18 protein-coding genes and 4 pseudogenes are annotated in these 20,725 nt (G+C 42.7%); 21 read left to right on the forward strand and 1 reads right to left on the reverse strand.

Annotation, left to right across the window (positions count from 1 at the left end):
- Position 1: 1 nt before the first annotated feature.
- The 6 genes from OIT45_RS08920 to OIT45_RS08945 are packed head-to-tail and all read left to right on the forward strand — an operon-like array spanning position 2 to position 6,114.
- On the forward strand, positions 2 to 982 hold the full coding sequence (locus tag OIT45_RS08920) for a Stealth CR1 domain-containing protein (RefSeq protein WP_199403783.1): 981 nt from the start codon (positions 2 to 4) through the stop codon (positions 980 to 982).
- A complete protein-coding gene (locus OIT45_RS08925) occupies positions 945 to 1,916 on the forward strand; it encodes a glycosyltransferase family 2 protein (RefSeq protein ID WP_264330119.1) in 972 nt (323 codons plus the stop codon). Before OIT45_RS08920 ends, OIT45_RS08925 begins: the two co-directional genes overlap by 38 nt.
- A gap of 21 nt (positions 1,917 to 1,937) precedes the next feature.
- A complete protein-coding gene (locus OIT45_RS08930; protein WP_199403746.1) occupies positions 1,938 to 2,693 on the forward strand; it encodes a glycosyltransferase family 2 protein in 756 nt (251 codons plus the stop codon).
- Positions 2,690 to 3,451, forward strand: coding sequence for a glycosyltransferase family 32 protein (locus OIT45_RS08935; RefSeq protein ID WP_199403745.1), 762 nt, complete (start codon positions 2,690 to 2,692; stop codon positions 3,449 to 3,451). The genes OIT45_RS08930 and OIT45_RS08935 overlap by 4 nt, the downstream gene beginning before the upstream one ends.
- Entirely contained in the window at positions 3,441 to 4,610 is a 1,170-nt protein-coding gene (locus OIT45_RS08940; protein ID WP_199403744.1) for a glycosyltransferase, read from the forward strand. Before OIT45_RS08935 ends, OIT45_RS08940 begins: the two co-directional genes overlap by 11 nt.
- Entirely contained in the window at positions 4,603 to 6,114 is a 1,512-nt protein-coding gene (locus tag OIT45_RS08945) for a lipopolysaccharide biosynthesis protein (protein WP_264340004.1), read from the forward strand. Before OIT45_RS08940 ends, OIT45_RS08945 begins: the two co-directional genes overlap by 8 nt.
- 103 nt (positions 6,115 to 6,217) lie before the next feature.
- Here the strand turns inward: OIT45_RS08945 and OIT45_RS08950 are convergent, their stop codons facing one another.
- Positions 6,218 to 7,105 carry an LCP family protein gene (locus tag OIT45_RS08950; protein ID WP_199403782.1) on the reverse strand — a complete coding sequence of 296 codons (888 nt, stop codon included), beginning with the start codon at positions 7,103 to 7,105 and terminating at the stop codon, positions 6,218 to 6,220.
- A gap of 107 nt (positions 7,106 to 7,212) precedes the next feature.
- On the opposite strand from OIT45_RS08950, the gene OIT45_RS08955 reads away from it, so the two are divergent.
- From OIT45_RS08955 to accA, 15 genes and pseudogenes are all read left to right on the forward strand, one after another.
- The gene (locus tag OIT45_RS08955) at positions 7,213 to 7,980 is read left to right on the forward strand and encodes a tyrosine-protein phosphatase (protein WP_199403742.1); all 768 of its coding nucleotides are present in this window, start codon (positions 7,213 to 7,215) and stop codon (positions 7,978 to 7,980) included.
- 666 nt (positions 7,981 to 8,646) lie between these two features.
- Positions 8,647 to 9,945, forward strand: coding sequence for an adenylosuccinate lyase (purB, locus tag OIT45_RS08960; protein ID WP_199403741.1), 1,299 nt, complete (start codon positions 8,647 to 8,649; stop codon positions 9,943 to 9,945).
- A 77-nt stretch (positions 9,946 to 10,022) separates the two neighbouring features.
- Positions 10,023 to 10,241 (forward strand): CsbD family protein, encoded by a 219-nt coding sequence (locus OIT45_RS08965; RefSeq protein WP_135798175.1) that lies wholly within the window; start codon positions 10,023 to 10,025, stop codon positions 10,239 to 10,241.
- A 278-nt stretch (positions 10,242 to 10,519) separates the two neighbouring features.
- Positions 10,520 to 10,993, forward strand: coding sequence for a 3-hydroxyacyl-ACP dehydratase FabZ (gene fabZ, locus OIT45_RS08970; protein WP_003609779.1), 474 nt, complete (start codon positions 10,520 to 10,522; stop codon positions 10,991 to 10,993).
- 2 nt (positions 10,994 to 10,995) lie between these two features.
- Complete coding sequence (locus OIT45_RS08975) at positions 10,996 to 11,454, forward strand: MarR family winged helix-turn-helix transcriptional regulator (protein ID WP_199403740.1); 459 nt, start codon at positions 10,996 to 10,998, stop codon at positions 11,452 to 11,454.
- Positions 11,455 to 11,465: 11 nt separating this feature from the next.
- Positions 11,466 to 12,437: a beta-ketoacyl-ACP synthase III gene (locus OIT45_RS08980; RefSeq protein WP_264330125.1), complete on the forward strand. Its 972-nt coding sequence runs from the start codon at positions 11,466 to 11,468 to the stop codon at positions 12,435 to 12,437.
- An 84-nt stretch (positions 12,438 to 12,521) separates the two neighbouring features.
- Positions 12,522 to 12,761, forward strand: a complete 240-nt coding sequence (locus OIT45_RS08985; protein WP_003609785.1) for an acyl carrier protein — start codon at positions 12,522 to 12,524, stop codon at positions 12,759 to 12,761.
- A gap of 33 nt (positions 12,762 to 12,794) precedes the next feature.
- Positions 12,795 to 13,741, forward strand: a pseudogene (locus tag OIT45_RS08990) (nitronate monooxygenase).
- A 21-nt stretch (positions 13,742 to 13,762) separates the two neighbouring features.
- Complete coding sequence (locus OIT45_RS08995) at positions 13,763 to 14,707, forward strand: ACP S-malonyltransferase (RefSeq protein WP_199403737.1); 945 nt, start codon at positions 13,763 to 13,765, stop codon at positions 14,705 to 14,707.
- Positions 14,707 to 15,429, forward strand: a complete 723-nt coding sequence (gene fabG / locus OIT45_RS09000; RefSeq protein WP_199403736.1) for a 3-oxoacyl-ACP reductase FabG — start codon at positions 14,707 to 14,709, stop codon at positions 15,427 to 15,429. The genes OIT45_RS08995 and fabG overlap by 1 nt, the downstream gene beginning before the upstream one ends.
- Positions 15,430 to 15,519: 90 nt before the next feature.
- Positions 15,520 to 16,753 (forward strand): annotated as a pseudogene (fabF, locus tag OIT45_RS09005) (beta-ketoacyl-ACP synthase II).
- The gene (gene accB, locus OIT45_RS09010) at positions 16,753 to 17,223 is read left to right on the forward strand and encodes an acetyl-CoA carboxylase biotin carboxyl carrier protein (RefSeq protein WP_135798168.1); all 471 of its coding nucleotides are present in this window, start codon (positions 16,753 to 16,755) and stop codon (positions 17,221 to 17,223) included. Before fabF ends, accB begins: the two are co-directional and overlap by 1 nt.
- Positions 17,224 to 17,235: 12 nt before the next feature.
- Entirely contained in the window at positions 17,236 to 17,667 is a 432-nt protein-coding gene (gene fabZ / locus OIT45_RS09015; RefSeq protein ID WP_161690619.1) for a 3-hydroxyacyl-ACP dehydratase FabZ, read from the forward strand.
- 1 nt (position 17,668) lies between these two features.
- Positions 17,669 to 19,046: pseudogene (gene accC / locus OIT45_RS09020) on the forward strand (acetyl-CoA carboxylase biotin carboxylase subunit).
- 11 nt (positions 19,047 to 19,057) lie between these two features.
- A pseudogene (gene accA / locus OIT45_RS09025) lies at positions 19,058 to 20,688 on the forward strand (carboxyltransferase subunit alpha).
- Positions 20,689 to 20,725 lie beyond the last annotated feature (37 nt).

A 20,725-nucleotide genomic window follows, 5' to 3' on the forward strand; every position in this document is an offset into this window, starting at 1 on the left:
AATGAATATTGAAGAAAAAATTGATGTGGTTATTCCGTGGGTTGACGGTTCAGACCCTATTTGGAACAAAAAGAAAAATGAATATTTATCTGGTAATGATGAATCTGTGGACGAAATGAAGTCTAATAACAGATTTGATGACTATGGTACTCTTAAATATTTATTTAGATCAATTGAAATGTATATGCCCTGGGTTAATAACGTTTTTTTGGTAACGGATCACCAGGTTCCGAAATGGTTAGATGTTGCTAGAGTGAAAGTTGTAGATCACACTGAATTTATTGATGGAGAATTGCCAACATTTAATTCGAATGTAATTGTTACCAGCGTATATAAGATTTCCGAACTATCTGAAAACTTCATATTAATGAATGATGACCTCGTATTGTGGAACAGAAATTTGCCAGAGGATTATTTTATTAATGAACTGCCTGTTGATGTTTTGGTAGAAAATTCAGTAGTTCCATTCCAAGATGGTTTTTTTCATATTTCTCAAAATGGTACAGCACTTGTAAATAAAATTTTTAATAAACGAGAAGTGATGAAAAATAATTTCCGTAAATTTTTTAATCTCAAATATGGATTTAATCAGGTGAGAACATTATTGTCGATTCCATACGGTGGATTTGTTGGATTTTACAATCCCCATCTAGCGCTCGCGTACCGTAAATCTGATTTTAAAAATTTTGAGAAAATCGGAATGCTTGAACTAAGAAATACATGGTCTAATCGTTTTAGAGAACCGTCAGATATTAACGATTGGGCCGTAAGATATTACAGAAATGTAAAAGGAGATTTTGTACCTGGTAAATTGAATGGGCTTTATTTGACGGTCGGCGACTTTAAAAAAACGGTTAAAGTAGGACCAAAAGTAAAGATGCTGGTAATAAACGACGATGGTGTCAGAGATGAAGAAATATTACATAATTTGGAGAAAATCTTAAATGATAAGTTCTTTGAAAAGTCAAAATATGAATTATGACTTAACGGTAGTTATCCCAATGTATAACGTAATAGATTATGTGGTACGAAGCGTGGAATCGTTGGGCGTTTGGTTAAATAATAAAGCGGTTGAAATATTAATTATTGACGATGGATCCACTGACGGCAGTCTAAGTGTCGCCAAAAACATTGAAAAGACTTATGACAACGTAATTGTCTATCACAAAGAAAATGGTGGTTTATCATCAGCTCGAAATTTTGGGTATTCTTTAGCCAATGGCCGATATGTTTATTTTTTTGATTTAGATGATGCTTTGGGTGAAGGAGCGGCTCAAATATTACTAAATGCGATTAATGGTAGTTCTGATGATTTAATTATGTTTGGCTACGATGAAATTCTTGAAGATGGCAATATAAATACAGTTACGAGCAAAGATCAGCCGAAAATGGATGAATTTACACTTCGAAAGGATGATATTCTAACTGAGCTCTTAGGTATTAAACAGGGATTTATTCCAGGATATGCACCTACTAAAATTTTTCGAACCGAAGCAATAAAAGAACTATCTTTTAGGGAGATGTACTACGAAGATTTGGCTTTTTTTATGGATTTTCTAAGACAAAACGCTTCAGATAAGTATAGATTTATCAACTTGCCTTTGTATAAGTATTACCGTAGATCTGGCAGCATAACACGGCAATTCAGTGAAACTAAACTTATGGATAAGATGACCTCGTTAGATTTAATGCTTAATGCTGTGTTTGAAATATCCGGCAACTCGAGAATAGTGAACGAAGCGTTTAAAACATACTTCGTAGGCTATCTATGGATTGCTAAGTTAAATAAAGATGTTTCTTCTGCTTTGGTAAGCAAACGTGTTCATAATGCTCTACATTCTAATCGGGGCAAATATTTCGAACTCTTTAAGGGATTTAAAAATTTTGTCAAATTCGTCTACTATCGAACATTCTAGAAGAAAGCGGGGAGAGTGGTTGTGACTTTGGTATCCGTAATTATCCCGACCTACAATAGCGCTGACACTTTATGGGAGACGCTTTTGTCAGTAGAAAATCAAACTTTGGATGATTTAGAAATAATTATTGTGGACGATTCAAGTTCCGATGATACTGTTCGATTAATCAATAAATTCAAAGAATATAGTAATCGAACAGTAAGGACCGCATTTAATTCGAAGAACGTAGGCGTTGCAATGACTAGAAATGTTGGAATATCAATGTCTCGCGGTGAATATGTCGCCTTTTTAGACTCGGACGATATATGGCTACCAGATAAATTGAAAATGCAGGTTTCGAAAATGATGGATAGAGGCATCGCTTTTTCGTTCACTAACTATGAGACGATGGATCATGAGGGAACACCTCTTAAGGCAAGAAAATTACCTGCGGGTAGATACTCTTTGGAGGATTTTTTGAAGGGAAACCCCGCAGGGTTGCTGACCGTTGTTGTGAAAAGAAGCGTGATTCCTGATAATCTTTTCCCGGATGCACATCATGAGGACTACGCAGCCTGGATTATGTTAATTAGAAAAGTGAAATATGCCTTTTTGTTTGAGGAATCGCATGCTAAATACAGGATTCATAATTCGCTTTCTTCTAATAAAATTAAATCTATGTTTTGGACGTTCAATGTGTTGAGAAACTTCGGTGGTTTACATGGGTTGTCCTTAATGATTGGATTTTCAAACTATATTTTAAGGGTTTTAGGTAGAGAGTCGGAGGAACTTGTATGATTCCTAAAATTGTGCATTATGCTTGGTTTGGACGAAAAATTCCGATCGAGGTTGAAGAGAGAGTACAACGCTGGAAGCAAATATTACCAGATTGGGAGTTTAAGCTTTGGAATGAAGAAAATTGGGATTTCTCACAGTATTCGTTTTCAAAGCAGATGTATGAAACCAAAAACTGGGCATATTTGACTGATGTGTTGAGACTAGACGTTTTGAACAAGTACGGTGGAGTTTATTTGGATACTGATATGGAACTGAAGAAAAGCCTTTCTCCGTTTTTGGCAAAGCGGCTTGTGATGGGTTATTTGTACAAAAATAGTCTTGCAACCGGAATTATTCTGGCGGAACCCAATCATGAATTTATTAATAACATGCTACAAGTGTACGAAAATCGTGCTTTTACTAAGATGCAGCCATTGTTGCTTGAATATACAAACAACCCAATTATGACGGTCTTGTTCTCTGCTTTATATCCTGAATTTAGTAACACTGGTGTCCGACAAGAAATCCAGGATGGAATCTTGATATTGCCGTTGGATTATTTTTCATATTTTTCTAGAAACAGAGAAGCAAATTTTGCGGAACATTTGTTTATGAATTCATGGGGGAGAGCCAATAAGCAGTCATTTAGAAACGGTATAAAAAGTGTGTTACGTAATTATTTCCCTACTCTTTGGACTAGTTTATCCTCTGAAAATGGCAGAAAAGTCACTGAAAAAGATATTCAAAACATCTTCAAGGAGATAGAAAATGAAGCGTAAAGTTGTTATTTTGATGCGGAACTTAAAGATGGGCGGGGCTGAGAAAGTCCTAATCAGCTTTTTGAAAAACTTCGATCGTGAAATGTACGATGTAAGTTTGATTCTGCACACGGTGGAGGGTGAATTAGTTAAGGACGTTCCAAGTGACGTAGTCATTAAAGGATTAGTACCAAAAGAGAATGGTCTGTTTTCGAAAATATATAGAGCAACGTTTAAGCGGATTTTATTTTATGTGCCGAAGCTATTGGAGATTACAAATCGAGTTGACCGTTCAACAGTTGTCATAAGTTTTATGGAGGGAATCTCTACCCACATTGCCTCGATATACAAGAAGAATCCCAAAATTGCTTGGATTCATACTGATGTAAGCACTAATCCCTGGGCTGACTCCAGCTATAGATCAATAGCTCAGCAAGAACGTATCTATAACGGTTACGACAAAATTGTGTTTGTATCTGAAGGTGGTAAAAATGGATTTATGTCTAAATTTCCACAAGTGAATACTGACAAGACGATAATCCACAATGTGATTGATTCACGGGAAATACAAACTAAAAGTTTGACTGCCGACGATAACTATTCAGAATGGTTGCAACTCACTGATAATACATTCAGAGTTATCTCTGTAGGAAGAGCAGACCCAGTAAAAAGATTTGATCTGTTGATAGAAGCTTTCAAGAATGCAGCAGAATCAACGCCGATGCCGCTTTCTTTGACAATTATTGGGGATGGATCATTTTTCAATACCTTGGAAAATATTGTTGATAAGAACAATTTGCGTAACGTGTTTCTGCTGGGGATGAAGTCTAATCCAATGCCTTATGTAAAGTCATCGGATTTGTTTGTTAATTCATCTCGAGTTGAGAGTTATCCAACGGTAATCGGAGAGGCGTTGGTCCTTGGTGTGCCTGTCTTGGCAACAAAGAATGGCGGTTCGGAAGAGATTTTGGAAGATGGTCGTTTCGGTGAATTGATTGAAAATACGTCGGATGTGTCTACGTTGTCTGCTAATATATTGGATGCTGTAAACAACGTAGAAGATTTAAAAAGTAAAGCACTATCCGCACAGAGTCATTTTTCAATGGCGAAAGTTTTGAGTGAATATACTCTATTAATTGATAAAGTTTCGGCAGAGAGGAATACGTTAAAAAATGAATAGAACTAAACGTGCAAAATTAAATGTAATGGTTACGTTAATAACTTATTTTGTGCAGTTGTTTCTTTCGATGATTGTACGTGTGGTGTTCATTCAAAAGTTAGGTAACGATTACCTAGGATTAAATGGCGTATTAACAAGCACTTTGTCAATGTTGTCGCTAGTTGATTTAGGATTGGATTCTGTCTTTGTGTACACTCTTTTTCAGCCATTAAAAGAAAAAGATACAAAAAAAATCACAGCGGTCATGCGACTATACAGGAATACTTTTAGATGGATTGCAATTATTGTATCTGTTTTAGGAGTAATTTTAGTAGCGTTCTTGCCAGAAATAATAGGGAATGCAGGCATGAAATTACCGGATGTTTATACCATTTACTTTTTATTTCTAGCGAATACAGTTTCAAGTTATTTGCTTGGTTATAATCGATCTGTATTAAATGCAAACCAGCAAGGGTATATTGTGAACGGAGTAACTTCGCTTAGCTTTATAGTTGTAAATCTGGCTCAGCTGATTAGCTTAATGATTTTTAAAAATCCGGTTTTGTATGTGTCTATACAACTAATTGGAACTATTATTTTGAATGTAATTATTACTGTAATTGCGCGGCATGAGTTTCCTTTTTTGAAAGATACTGACCGAATTCTTCTTGATTCTGCAGAAAAATCCAAAATTTTTAAAAATGCGGTTGGTGGGTTTTCAAGTAAAATAGGGAGTTTAATCGTTTTTGGTAGTGACAATATTATTTTGTCGCTATTTACTAATCTGGCCACTGTTGGTATCTATTCAAATTATTCAGTAATAACGAATGCGATACAGACAATTCTGCAAAAAGTTTCCAGCGCATTAACCCCGAGTGTTGGACATTTAGGTGTTGAAAGAGATTTTGAAAAAAATAGAATTGTATTAACAGAAATAATTTTTATTTTGTATACATTAATCGCGGGTGGATATGCAATTTATTTAGTTGTACTTTCGCCATTTATGCGCATGTGGGTAGGAGAAAAATCTGTATTTGCTGTTCAAACGGAAACTTTGATTTCTATTGTACTTATTTTGCAGTTAGTTCGTGTGCCATTTTGGATATACATTGATGCCTTTGGCTTGCAATGGGTTCAGAGGTGGAAGTCGATCATAGAGGCTTTTGTAAATCTCTTCTTAACGTTGCTGTTCGTTGGTCCATTTAAGCTGGGGGTGAATGGGGTATTGCTTGGAACGATACTGTCCACAGCAATGACCGTATCATGGATAGAACCCTTCGTTATTTACAAGTATCCTTTGAAAGGGAATTTTCAAGGCGTGTCAGAACTATTGTGTAAGTTTGGATTGCTTTTCGGTATTCAGACTTTCCTTGGTTATTTAGGCGAGACTTACTTGGGTGGTAATTCTTTAATTACAATAATCGGAAAAGTTGTCACGATGCTTTTGGTAAGCGCTACAATGATTATCATAATGTTCGGTCGAAGCAACTATTTTTTGGTAATAAAAAAGCGTCTGTTCAATTAAACGTAATACTTTTTAGGGTACGGATTGAGTACGAACATAAAAAAGGCATCGCACAAGCCGACTTTTGGGTTAGCTTGTGCGATGCCTTTTTATTGTTGGTAAATTAGTTGGTTGCATCTATAATTTCATTGTGAACACGAGTAATCTCATCTTGAGACATTTCTTGGTAAGAAACGCCATCAATCATCACACCAGTACCAGTCATTTGGTCACGGTTGATTGTTTCACCTGCATCGCGGTACTTAGTAGCCAAGTTACGCATTGAAGTCAGTGAAATGTTTGAACGAACGTTATCTGAAACAGCATCAAGGAAGTCATTGTTCAGCGCTGACTTAGGATCGGCCTTCAACTTGTTCATAACTGCTTCGATGACCAATTGTTGACGAATTTGACGACCGTAGTCACCACGTGGATCATCATAACGCATGCGAGAGAATGCCAATGCTTCCGCGCCGTTCATTGTGACATCTTGGTTTTCAGTAAATGAGTATCCTTCATATGAGAAAGTGAGGGGAGACTTAACAGTCACGCCACCAACGGCATCAACTAATTGCTCCATCCCCTTCATATTAACCAACAAATACCCATCGAGCTTAATATCAAGCAATTGCTCAACGGTCGTCATGGCTTGTTTGGCGTCCCCAAGTGCATAAGCAGCGTTCAGCTTTTCAGTCATACCATCAATAGTAATCTTAGTATCACGTTGCAAAGAAACCTTTGTCGTCGTCTTCGTATTAGGGTTAACCGTCATCACCATCATGGTATCTGTACGACCCTTTTCCGTGCGACCCAATGCACCGGTGTCAGTTCCCAACAAGAGGTAGGAAACTGGCTTGCCAGCGGAAGTCTTTGTATCTGATGCCTTGCTCAATGAGCTATCCATTGAGTGAATCTTCGAAGTCGTGTTGTGTAGCGCGAATGCAGCGACGCCACCACCAATCACAATCAGGGTAACAGCGATACCCAAAATCCAAAGTAACACCTTTTTAATCATGGGAAAAACTCCTTAAAATGTATTCAAAACATGAATAATTATATAACAATCCGTGAATAATTAGGGTATAGTTAAAGAAAGAGAAAAGGTTTAAGGAGACGAACATGATTGATATTCACAGTCACTTATTACCAGGCATTGACGACGGTTCAGAAAACCTTGACGTTTCGTTGCAGATGGCACGTGATGCGGTTGCGGATGGGGTGACGCACGCACTTATGACACCACACCACATGAATGGACGCTATGTGAATCATGCATCAGATGTAATCAAACTAACGGCTGATTTTCAAGCTGAATTGAACAATGCGGATATTCCATTGACGGTTTTCCCATCTCAAGAGGTCCGCATCAATGGTGGCTTGTTGTCAGCGTTGGATGACGGTGACATTCTCACAACAGATGAGCAGGGAACTTACATCTTGATCGAATTCCCATCAGATGATGTACCAGCATTTACGATGGATATGTTGTTCCAAATCCAACAACGCGGTTTGGTGCCAATCATTGTGCACCCAGAACGTAACACGCGTCTAATGAAGGAACCACAATTGTTGTATGACATGGTGTCACGCGGGGCATATGCACAAGTGACCGCTAGTTCATATGTTGGTACATTTGGTAAAGCGGTGACGGCCTTTAGTGACGATATTATCGCTAATGGGTTGGCACACTTGTTTGCATCAGATGCACACCATATTCCAGGTCGCAAATATGAAATGACAGCTGCATTCGATAAACTAAAAGCAGCATATGGCTCTGATTTAGCAAAGCAATTTGATGATAACGCCAAGGCGTTGGTCAACGGTGATCGTTTATCTCGTCAGCACCAAACACCAATTAAGAAAAAACGTTTCTTTTCAGCATATTAAAAAATGGGCAACGACTCTAGCGTGATAGAATCGTTGCCCATTGTTATTATTATTTGTTTGAATCTCGTCGATCAGCGTTAGCACCAGCAACAAAAAGTGCCATGCCCACAACCCCAACGCAACCACCTAAAATGAAGGCGATTAGCAAGCCAAGTATATACATTTCGATACCCCCGTTAAGACTTGAGTTTAGCTGGAAAACCTGGTAAATGCAACTTTCGCGCATGTTATTTTCATCCAAACAATGTTCATAAACCGTTCATAAAGTCCGGTTACTATTAGTACATAGAGAAAAAGAGGAGGAAGCAAGATGATGATGTTGCTTTCATTTATGGCCGGCGGATTTATTGGCATTATGGGAATGGCTTTCCTAGTCGTTGCTGGACGTAAGAACTAATAATTTGAATGATTAGCTAAGGATAATGGCATGATTGTAGCTTTTGTACTGGGTTGTGCTGTAGGAGCCATTGGAATGGCGATTATGGCAGTTGGTGCCCAATCTGAAAAGTAAATATTACGAACTAAGGAACAAGCGATAACCGCTTGTTCCTTTTATTTTGGTCAAAATTCAGATAAATAGTGCAAAAACATTCGTGAATAATGTACAATAATAAACGTAATTAAAGTTTTGTTCGTATTTTAAGACGATTTAATAAGGGGATAAACATGATTGATCGCTATGCACGACCTGAAATGCGCCATATTTGGTCATTGGAGAACCAATACCAATCTTGGCTAGATGTAGAAATTGCTGTCACAGCCGGCTGGGTAGCTGAGGGGCACGTACCGGCGGAGGATTTGGCAGCAATCCGTGCAAATGCAAAATTCGATGTTGATCGCATTGCAGAGATTGAAGAGACGACGCGTCACGACATGGTTGCCTTTACGCGCAATGTGTCAGAGTCATTGGGGGATGAGCGTAAGTGGATTCACTATGGTTTGACGTCAACTGACGTCGTAGACACTGCCCAAGCATTACGTCTACGCCAAGCAAACAACGTTATTAAGGCCGATTTGGCAGCCTACAAGGATGTCTTGGCAACGTTGGCCCGTAAGTACAAGCACACCGTGATGATGGGCCGTACACACGGTGTTCACGCGGAACCAACGACGTTTGGGTTGAAGATGGCGCGCTTTTACCAAGCAGCTGTCCGCGACCTTGAGCGTTTTGAACGCGTCGCAGCGGCCGTTGAAACGGGAAAGTTGTCAGGGGCAGTTGGTACATTCGCCAATGTGCCACCAACTGTTGAAGAGGCAGCCATGGCTGAACTTGGCCTAACGCCACAAGCAATTGGCTCACAAGTGTTGCCACGTGACTTGCACGCTGACTACGTGACGACGATTGCGGTTATCGGAACGACGTTGGAAGAAGTTGCCACTGAGATTCGCGGTTTGCAACGTTCAGAAATTCATGAGGTTGAAGAAGGCTTTAAGGGTGGTCAAAAGGGATCATCAGCAATGCCACACAAGCGTAACCCAATTGGTTCAGAGAACATCGTTGGCTTGTCACGCGTTTTGCGCGGTTATGCAGTTACTTCTATGGAAGATGTTGCTTTGTGGCATGAGCGTGATATCTCACACTCAAGTGCTGAACGTATTATTTTGCCTGATGCAACGACAGTTTTGGATTACATGTTGCACCGTTTGACGGCAATTTTGGAGAACTTGCAAGTCTTCCCAGAAACAATGTTGGCTAACATGAAGCGTACGTATGGCTTGATTTACTCACAACGTTTGCTGTTGAAGTTGGTGGATGCCGGAATGTCTCGTGAAGCAGCTTACGATACGGTTCAACCGTTGACGGCACGTTCATGGGATGAGCAACTCCAATTCCGTGATTTGGTAGATGCTGACGCAACAATCACCGAGAAGCTAACGAAGACTGAGATCGACGACGCCTTTGACTACAATTGGCACTTGAAGCACGTCGATGATATCTTTAAGCGTGTCGGACTAGCTTACTAAGCTTGCCCGTTTGGCAGATGGCAAGCCACATGTTCCTTGTTATGATTAAAGCAATCAAACAAAGGGGGACGATTTATATGGCAATGTCAGATCACGTTAAGGGAAAGTACGACGAAGCAGCTGGGAAGACAAAGGAAGTAGTTGGATCAGCGACTGGAAACGAGCGCGTTGAAGCTGAAGGCAAGACACAAAACCTTGCTGGTAAGGCCCGTGATGCAATGGGTGATATTAAGGAAAAGGCTGCCGACGCAGTTGAAGACTTGAAGGACAAGATGCACAAGGATTCTGATAAGTAGACTAATCAAACAGGGATGATGGCAGCGAACATCATCCCTGTTTTTTGTATACAAAAAGTAAGTTATTGCATAAATTTACTATTTTTATGAATTAAATGAATAAGATATAACTTGTTAAAATGCCTGAATTTAGGCGTTTTCTTCAAATGAAGCCTAGATAGTAAATGGGGTATACGTATATTTATTGCGAAAGTGTGTTGACATTTCGCTTAAAACAAAATATGATTTGAATATCGAATAGTTTGATGTTCGAAATACTTTTTGGAAGGAGTGAGACTATGGCAGTTTTAACGACGACTGAAATCATGGATTTGATTCCCAACCGTTATCCAATTCTTTATATGGATTACGTGGACGAGATGACACCAGGAGAATCATTGATCGCAACGAAGAACGTAACAATCAATGAACAATTCTTCCAAGGTCACTTCCCAGGGAACCCAGTTATGCCTGGTGTGTTGATTATTGAATCACTTGCACAAGCGGCATCAATCTTGATTTTGTCATCACCACAATTTGTTGGTAAGACGGCTTATATGACGGGTATTGACAATGCCAAGTTCAAGCGCATGGTAAAGCCAGGCGACGTCTTGAAGTTACACGTAGAATTCGGTAATCTGAGAGAGAACATGGGAACAGTAAACGTCAAAGCTATGGTTGATGGCAAGTTAGCAACTAGCGCCGAATTGATGTTTGTTGTTTCACCTGACGAGAAAAAGGCGGCTGACGCCAAGAGTGAGACGGAGAAGTAAGTATGGCAGCTAGTGAAGAAGCATCGTTCGAACAGATTAATGAGGCCCTAGTTAACGTTTTTAACAACGTTGTCTGGATTGAGGAAGCCTCATTGCGTGAATCAAAGTTTAATGACATCACGATTAAGGATATGCACACGATTGCAGCCATCTCGATGTATGAGACACGTACAGCGTCACAAGTCGCCGAAATGGTGCACTTGACGCCTAGTGCGATGACGAGCGTAATCGATAAGCTAGTGAATAAGGGATACGTTGAGCGTCGTCGTGATGACGAAGATCGACGTGTTGTCCATCTTGTACTAACGCACTCGGGACGTACGGTTTTCCGTGCACACGAGGCTTTCCACCGCGGTATGGCCCACTCATTGTTTGACTCTCTATCCGACGATGAAGCGGCTGCCGTACGTAAAGCAGTGATTAATTTGCAAGAATATCTTCACGAGTTGATCCAGTTCTAAGAGAGGGCGACATGGAAAAATTTACCATCGTCCAGTCAGCGCGAGCAATCCCGTCACGAGTTGTTACAAATGATGATTTAGCATCATTTATGGACACGTCGGATGAATGGATTAGTTCACGTACTGGACTTCGGCAACGTCACATCGTCGACACTGAAGATACCAGTGATTTGGCTGTGACGGTCGCAGAAAAACTCCTCCATCAAGCTGGTTTGACAGCGGATCAACTAGATTTCATCTTAGTTGGCACGATGTCACCGGATACATTGTCACCGAGTGTTGCACAAATTGTGCAGGGGGAAATCGGTGCGCACAATGCTTTCGCTTGGGACCTAAGCGCTGCTTGTTCAGGTTTCGTTTATACGTTGAGTATGGCAAGTTCATTGCTTACAACGCGTTATGAACGGGGCTTAGTTATCGGGGCGGAAGTGTTGAGCAAACTTGTGAACTGGGAAGACCGTTCAACGGCCGTGCTCTTCGGAGATGGCGCAGCGGGCGTCTTGCTAGAACGCACAACAGCAGCAACTGGTTTGCTAGCTAAATCATTGAAAACGTTTGGTGAACGTTCACAGTTCCTAACGGCTGGTCAACAACAAAATGCAAATCATTTTGCTGGCACGTTGAAGACGGCTGATCCATATTTCAAAATGGACGGACGTGAGGTTTATAGCTTTGCAACCCGCGAAGTACCAAATGTCTTGAATGAAGCGTTGGCTAAAGCCGACTTAACACCTGATGATATTGATGTTTACCTATTGCACCAAGCAAACGGACGCATTATCAGCAGCATTGCAAAGCGTTTTGGCCAACCAATTGAAAAGTTTCCAATGAACATGGCTTCATATGGTAACACAAGTGCTGCAAGTATCGGCATCTTGCTCGACGAACTTCGTGAAGCAGGGACGGTACATGCAGGACAAACAATCGCAATCGCCGGATTTGGTGGCGGATTGACGGTTGGCGCCTTGATTATCAAGGTGTAATTTATTTTTCTAAAATTGTATATGACGTATACATTTTAATTTTCAAACTAATTTTAAATTTTAAAGAAAACAGAGGGTATTAACATGACTGAAGCAGAAATTTTGAACAAGGTAACTGAAATTTTGGTAGACCAATTTGATTTGGAAGAGGGCGAAGTTAAGCCTGAAACGAACTTGACTGAAGACATCGACGCAGATTCATTGGATTTGTTTGAAGTGTTGAACCGTATCGAAGACGACTTCGACATCAAGTTGGCCGTGGCTGAAGAAATTCAAACTGTTCAAGACTTGGTAAACAAGGTTTCTGAGCAAGTAAACGCCTAATCACACAAACCCAAAGAGAAAGGGAACCGCAAAATGAGCGTCAAGCTAAATAATCCATTATTTGAAAAGTTAGGCATGAAGTACCCTATCATCCAAGGTGGTATGGCCTGGGCAGGGACTGGTCATCTTGCAGGTGCTGTCTCTGAGGCAGGTGGTTTGGGTATCATCGGAACGGGTTATTGGAAGGCTGATAAGGTGCGAGAAGAAATTCGCCGTGCCCGTGAAGTTACTGATAAGCCATTCGGTGTCAACGTGATGTTGTTGTCACGTCACATTCGCGAAGTTTTCGATGTCATCATTGAAGAAGGTGTTAAGGTTGTCGCAACCGGTGCTGGTGATCCATCACCATTTATCGAAGAATTGCACAGCCACGACATTTTGGTAATTCCAGTTGTACCATCAGTTGGACTTGCTAAGATGATGGAAAAGAAGGGCGTCGATGCGGTTGTCGCTGAAGGTATGGAGTCAGGTGGTCACATTGGTATGTTGACGACGATGACGTTGGTACCACAAGTGGTTGACGCATTGAAGATTCCGGTTATCGCAGCTGGTGGTATTGCAGATGGTCGCGGCGTTGCTGCGGCCTTCATGCTAGGTGCCTCAGGTGTGCAAATGGGAACGCGCTTCTTGGCTTCAGAAGAATCTGAAGTTCACGAAAACTTCAAGAACGCTGTTGTCAAAGCAAAGGACATCGATACGTTGGTTACCGGTGAATTGATGGGTAACCGCGCTCGTGTTTTGAAGACAAAGATGTCAAAGAACTTTGTTAAGCAAGAACGTATTGAAATCACGAAGCCTAAGCCAGATGCAGATGCGATTGAAGAACTTGAAAATGGTTCACTTCGCCGAGCTGTGCTTGATGGTGATAAGGAAAACGGTGCCTTCATGGCTGGTCAATTTCAGGAATGATTACTGAGATTAAGCCAGTGGCACAAATTCTAGAAGATGTTTGGTCACAAGCTGAAGACTTGTTCAACTAACCAAACAACAGGGGAGAGAACATGAAACTAGGACTATTGATGAGTGGTCAAGGCGCACAACAAGTTGGCATGGGAGCTGACTTGTATGCGAACTTACCTGAATATCAAGAAACAATTGACCGTGCGAGTGAGTTGCTTGGCTACGATGTTATGGCCACTATTGTAAATAGTGAAGACAACATCAAGCAAACGAAGTACACACAACCTGCTATTTTGGCAATGAGCATGGGTATCTACAATGCTTTGTCAGACGTTATGCCAAAGCCAGCCGCTGCATTGGGCCTAAGTTTGGGCGAATATAGTGCTTTGACTGCTGCGGGTGCAATGATGTTTGAACAAGCAATGCGCATTATCAAGGATCGCGGTGCTTACATGCAAGCGGCTGGTGATGCAAACCCAGGTAAGATGGTTGCCGTTATGAAGGATGAACAAGATATGGTAGTTGCCACGCTTGAGAAGCTACAAGCAGCTGGCAAGCGCGTTTATCCAGCCAACTTCAACACATTTAACCAATTGGTCATCGGTGGTATTGAAGCAGATGTTAATGATGCCATGGCAGCACTAACTGAAGCTGGTGTCTCACGTATGGTTGAATTGCCAGTTTCAGGGGCTTTCCACACACCATTGTTGCAAACGGCTGCTGATCAATTGGCAGTTCGCCTAACTGACGAAACGTTTAACACGCCTGAATTCGCTGTATATTCAAACACGACGGGTCAAAAGTTTGTGGATGTGAAGGCAACTTTGTTGCAACAAATCACGTCACCAACATACTTTGCCCAAGCGTTGCAAGCCATGGTTGATGATGGTGTTGATACGTTGATTGAGTTTGGTCCAAGCGACACTTTGATGAAGTTTGCCAAGAAGATTGTTGGTAAGGACGTTAAGCGCTACTGCGTAAAGGACCTTGCTTCATTTAATGAAGTTCGCGACATGTTGATTGCAGAACAGGAGACAGTACAATAATGGATCTTGCAGAAAAGAATGTGTTGATTACAGGATCAACACGCGGTATTGGATTGGCTATTGCTAAGGCTTTTGATGAAGCTGGCGCACGTGTGATTTTGCACGGGCGTTCAGCTGTAAAGCCTGAAGTCATGGCTGAATTCAGTGAAGACACATTGGCAATTACGGCTGATATCGCTGATGAAAACAGTGTTAACGACGCGTTGACTGGTTTGCTTGAAGAAGTAGACGGTATCGACATTTTGATTAACAACGCTGGAATCGTTGACGACAAGTTGGCAATGGGGATGAAGCCGAGCGAATTCGCCAATGTTGTGAACACAAACTTGAACGGAACGTTTAACGTGACGCAACCACTCTTCAAGAAGATGTTGCGCGCCCGTTCAGGAAACATCATTAACATCGCATCAGTGGTGGGATTGATGGGTAATGTTGGACAAGCTAACTACGCTGCGTCAAAGGCCGGAATCGTCGGCTTGACGAAGACGTTGGCAAAGGAAGGTGCAATGCGTGGCATTCGTGTTAACGCAATCGCGCCCGGCATGATCGTTTCTGACATGACGGATGCTTTGTCTGACAAGGTTAAGGAACAAGTCCTAGAGGCTGTGCCTTTGAAGCGTTTTGGAAACGCGGCTGAAATCGCACAAACTGCCTTGTTCTTGGCTCAAAACGATTACATCACTGGCCAAACAATTACGGTCGATGGTGGATTGTACATCTAAGGAAACCAGATACGACTTGATGCACTTATTCTTTCGTAACTTATTTAAATAAGTCGTATCTAATGCTTTAGGAAAGTAGAGGAGAACAACATGACACGAGTTGTCGTAACAGGTTTGGGTGCAGTTACACCCGTTGGTAATACAGCAAATGACTTTTTGGATGGAATCTTTAACAGTCAAGTTGGTATTGCCCCAATTACAAAGTTTGACGCCACGGAAACGGGTGTCACAGTTGCCGGTGAAGTGAAGGGCTTCGATCCTGCAGAACGCGTTGGAAAGCGCGAAGCTCGCAAGATGGATTTGTTCTCACAATATGCTGTTCACGCAGCTGGTGAAGCTTTGGAAAACGCTGGTTTGGCAGATGGTGTTGATAACCCGGATCGTTTCGGCGTTATCATGGGTAACGGAATCGGTGGTTTGACAACAATCGAAGAACAAGTTATCAAGATGCACGACAAGGGACCACAACGTGTGAGCCCAATGTTCGTGCCAAACGCTATCCCAAACATGGTGTCAGGTAACGTGTCAATGCGTTACGGTGCCAAGGGAATTAACTACACATTGTCAACGGCGTGCGCTAGTGCGACTAACGCGATTGGTGAAGCCTTCTGGCGTATCCAATCTGGTAAGTATGATGTGATGGTTACGGGTGGTTCAGAAGCAACGGTTAACGAAATGGGAATCTCAGGATTTGCTGCGTTGACTGCTTTGTCAACTGAGCCAAACCCACTTGAAGCTTCAAAGCCATTTGATGTTAACCGTCACGGTTTCGTCATGGGTGAAGGGTCAGGAATTTTGGTTTTGGAATCTTTGGAACATGCGCAAGCTCGCGGTGCCAAGATTATCGCCGAAGTGGTTGGTTATGGGGCTAACTCAGATGCCTACCACTTGACGAGTCCAACACCTGACGGATCAGGACCTGCTGGTTCAGTGAAGTTGGCTTTGCAAGACGCTGGTATTGAAGCTAGCGACATTGACTATGTCAACGCACACGGAACAGCTACTGGTGCTAACGATGCTGCCGAATCAAAGGCAATGGAGTTGGTATTCGGAAAGAACGGTGTGCTTGTTTCATCAACTAAGGGTATGACAGGTCACTTGTTGGGAGCCGCTGGTGCCATTGAAGCAATCGCTGCAATTGGTGCTTTGGTTCGTGAACAATTGCCAGTTAACGTTGGTGTGACGGAACAAGATCCTGAAACTGCTGGTGTAACGTTGGTTACTGATACAACAAGTTTGTTGCCCCTAACTACGTTTTGTCAGCTAACTACGGATTGGTGGTCACAACGCCGCAATCATTTTCAAGAAGTGGAGTGAGAATTAATGGGTTTGCAATTAGATGACATTCGAGCTTTGATGCAAGATTTGGAAAACAGTTCATTGCGTGAGTTTTCATTGCAATCAGATGATTTCAGCTTGCACTTGAGCAAGAACGAAATCGCGCAACCTGTTGTCACGACGCCTGCACAGCCAGCTGTTGCGAGTGTCGCGACAGCAGAGGCGCCTGTAGCAACTGCTGAGCATCATCCATTGGATAAGGAAGAAAAGCAAGGCGTAACAATCGACGCACCGTTGGTTGGTACGGTTTACTTGAAGCCAAATCCAGATGCAGCACCATTTAAGCAAGTGGGTGACCACGTTGCCGTTGGTGAGCAAGTTGCGATTGTTGAAGCAATGAAGTTGATGACACCGGTAAAGAGTGAAGTTGCTGGTATCATTACTGAAATTTTGGTTGAGGAAGAAGATGTTGTGGACTACGGTCACGCACTATTCCGTGTCGAATTGGATGCCTAAGGAGGTCTCGACATGTCAGTATTAAACACACAAGAAATTCAAGAGATCTTGCCACACCGTTACCCAATGTTGATGTTGGATACGGTTGAGGAATTGGTGCCTGGTGAGAAGACGGTTGCGATTAAGAACATCACAATCAACGAAGAGGTCTTCCAAGGCCACTTCCCTGGTAACCCAACGTTCCCAGGCGCTTTGACGATTGAGGCCCTTGCCCAAGCTGGTGCAGTGGCGTTGTTGTCAATGCCTGAGTTCAAGGGTAAGACGGCTTACTTTGGTGGTATCAAGAAGGCACGCTTCCGTAAGATGGTAAAGCCTGGTGATCAAATGCGTCTTGAAGTGACGTTAGATCGTTTGCGCGGACCAATCGGTGAAGGTAAGGGTGTTGCTTACGTTAACGGTAAGAAGGCTACAACAGCTGATTTGACGTTTATTATTGGAGACTAAAATGTTCAAGAAAGTGTTAGTCGCGAACCGCGGTGAAATCGCCGTTCGTGTCATCCGTACACTGAAGGAAATGGGCATTAAATCTGTCGCAATTTACTCTTCAGCTGATGCGGATAGCCTCCATGTGAAGTTGGCTGATGAAGCAATTTCAGTTGGAGGACCAAAGTCAAAAGATAGTTACCTAAACATGAAGAATATCTTGAGTGCCGCGTTGTTGACGGGTGCTGAAGCGATTCACCCAGGTTATGGTTTCTTATCTGAAAATGAGTTGTTCGTTGAAATGGCAGAAGCGGTTGGTTTGAAGTGGATTGGTCCGAGGCCTAAGGTGATTGAGCTGATGGGTAACAAGGCCAACGCCCGTGAAATCAATGCGAGCTGCTGGTGTACCAGTTATTCCTGGTTCTGAAGGCTTCATTCGTGATGCTACAGAAGCCAAGGCAGTGGCTGATCGCGTGGGTTATCCACTATTGCTAAAGGCTGCGGCTGGTGGTGGTGGTAAGGGAATGCGTTTTGTATACTCAGCTGATGAGTTGGCAGACAAGTTCGATGATGCCCAACGTGAAGCGAAGGCTGCGTTTGGGGATGAACACATGTACGTTGAAAAGGTTATGGAGAACGTGCGTCACATTGAGATGCAGGTGATGCGTGATCGTTTCGGCAATGTGTTGTACTTCCCTGAGCGTAACTGCTCATTGCAACGTAACAATCAAAAGGTAATGGAAGAAAGCCCTGCGCTTGGTGTCACACAAGAAATGCGTGACAACCTTGGTGAAATCGCAACGAAGGCGGTTAACGCTTTGCAGTACGAGAACACTGGAACGTTGGAATTCTTGCAAGACCACGACGGCAATTTCTACTTTATGGAAATGAACACGCGTATTCAGGTTGAGCACCCAGTTACTGAAATGGTGACCGGTGTTGACTTGATTCGTATGCAAATTGAAGTGGCCGCTGGTGAGCCGTTGTCTGTGTCACAAGCAGATATTGCCTTGAAGGGACATGCTTTGGAAGTTCGTTTGAACGCGGAACAACCAGCAAAGAACTTTGCACCAAGTGCCGGTACAATTGATTTTGCCTTTTTGCCAACTGGTGGACCTGGTATTCGTATCGATTCTGCCATTTATGCGGGTGATAAGATTCAACCATTCTATGATTCAATGATTGGCAAGTTGTTGGTACATGCTGACAACCGCGGTGATGCAGTCACAAAGATGGATCGCATCTTGGATGAATTGGTTGTTCACGGGGTCAGCACGAACGCTGAATTCCAAAAGGCGTTGTTGCATGATCCAACGGTGGCCAGTGGGATGTTCGACACACGTTACTTGGAGAAGGAGTTCTTGCCACGATGGCAAGCCAGTCTGCCTAAGGCGGATTAAGGAGAAGAGGCATGGATTTATTTAATAACACCACGGTTTCAACTCCCAAGATTAAGCGAGATGCGAACCTAAATGATCGTATTCCAGATGGCTTGTTCTTGGCATGCCCATACTGTGGCGCACAACTCTATTCAAAGCAATTGGGTGATCACCGTGTCTGCCCAAATTGTGGTTACGGTTTCCGTTTGCAAGCCCGTGAACGCATGGCCTTGATGACAAATGATTTTGAAGAACTAGATGCTGATTTGAAGTTGGCAGATTAGACTTCCCAGGGTATGCGGCGAAGTTGGAACGTGCCCAACAACAAACGAAATTGGGTGACTCGGTCTTGACGGGAGTAGCGACCCTTGAAGACCAGCGCGTTGCTATCGGTATCATGGATTCTTACTTTATCATGGGATCATTGGGATCAATCACAGGTGAAAAAATCACGCGCTTATTTGAGCACGCAACGGCAGCTAAGTTGCCAGTCATCTTGTTTACCGCATCAGGTGGTGCGCGTATGCAAGAGGGTATTCACTCATTGATGCAAATGGCAAAGGTGTCAGGCGCAGTTGCGGCGCACCAAGATGCCGGTTTACCATACATTGTGGTTCTAACGGACCCTACAATGGGTGGGGTAACCGCATCATTCGCCATGCAAGGTGACATTACATTGGCAGAGCCACACGCATTGGTTGGTTTTGCTGGTAAGCGTGTCATCGAGCAAACGATTCACGAAAAGTTGCCGAAGGAGTTCCAACGTGCCGAGACAGTCATGGAAAATGGCTTTATCGATGCGATTGTGCAACGTCCGCAGATGGCAACAATTCTTGCACAACTTGTGCGTTTTCACCAAACAACGGAGGTTAAGTAAATGGCAGCCCTATTTCGTCGTGAATTAACCCCTGTTCAGGTGGTGAAAAAGTCGCGTGAGGATCGATTCTCAGCACGCGAAATTATTGACGGTATCTTCACTGATTTCTTTGAATTGCATGGTGACCGGTTTGCTGGTGATGACGCAAGTGTCATCGGTGGCCTAGCAAACCTTGATGGTAAGCCAGTTACGGTTATTGCCATCGACAAGGGAACCGACATCAAAGATAAGTTGGCAAAGCGTAACGGGTCTCCTGAGCCATACGGTTATCGTAAGGCTACCCGTTTGATGGACCAAGCGGCTAAGTTTGGTCGCCCTATCATCACTTTTATTAACACGCCAGGCGCTTTTCCTGGTAAGTCAGCTGAAGACCAAGGACAAGGTGAGGCAATCGCCCAAAGTATTCTGCAAAGTATGACGTACCCAGTACCAATGATTGCCATTGTGTACGGTGAAGGTGGGTCAGGGGGCGCGTTGGCCCTAGCGACATCTGACCAAGTTTGGATGTTCCAAAATTCAACGTATTCGATTCTCTCTCCGGAAGGATTTGCAGCTATTTTGTGGAAGGATGCTAAGCGTAGTGCAGAAGCAGCAGAATTGATGGGATTGACGCCTAATGATCTCTTAGCGAACGAGATTATTGACTATATCGTCCCAGAGAGTCGCTCACATGCACGTGTCTTCAATTTGGTTCGTGCCAAGTTACAAGATGAGATTTCGAAGTTGCAATCACTTGCACCTGATGAACTTGTTAAGCAACGTCGCGCACGTTTCCGAGCATTTTAAACATTTGCAATTATTCAATATCGAACGCCAGATAGTT

The sequence above is a fragment of the Weissella sp. LMG 11983 genome, assembly GCF_025908495.1.
GTDB classification, from domain to species: Bacteria; Bacillota; Bacilli; order Lactobacillales; family Lactobacillaceae; genus Weissella; species Weissella fermenti.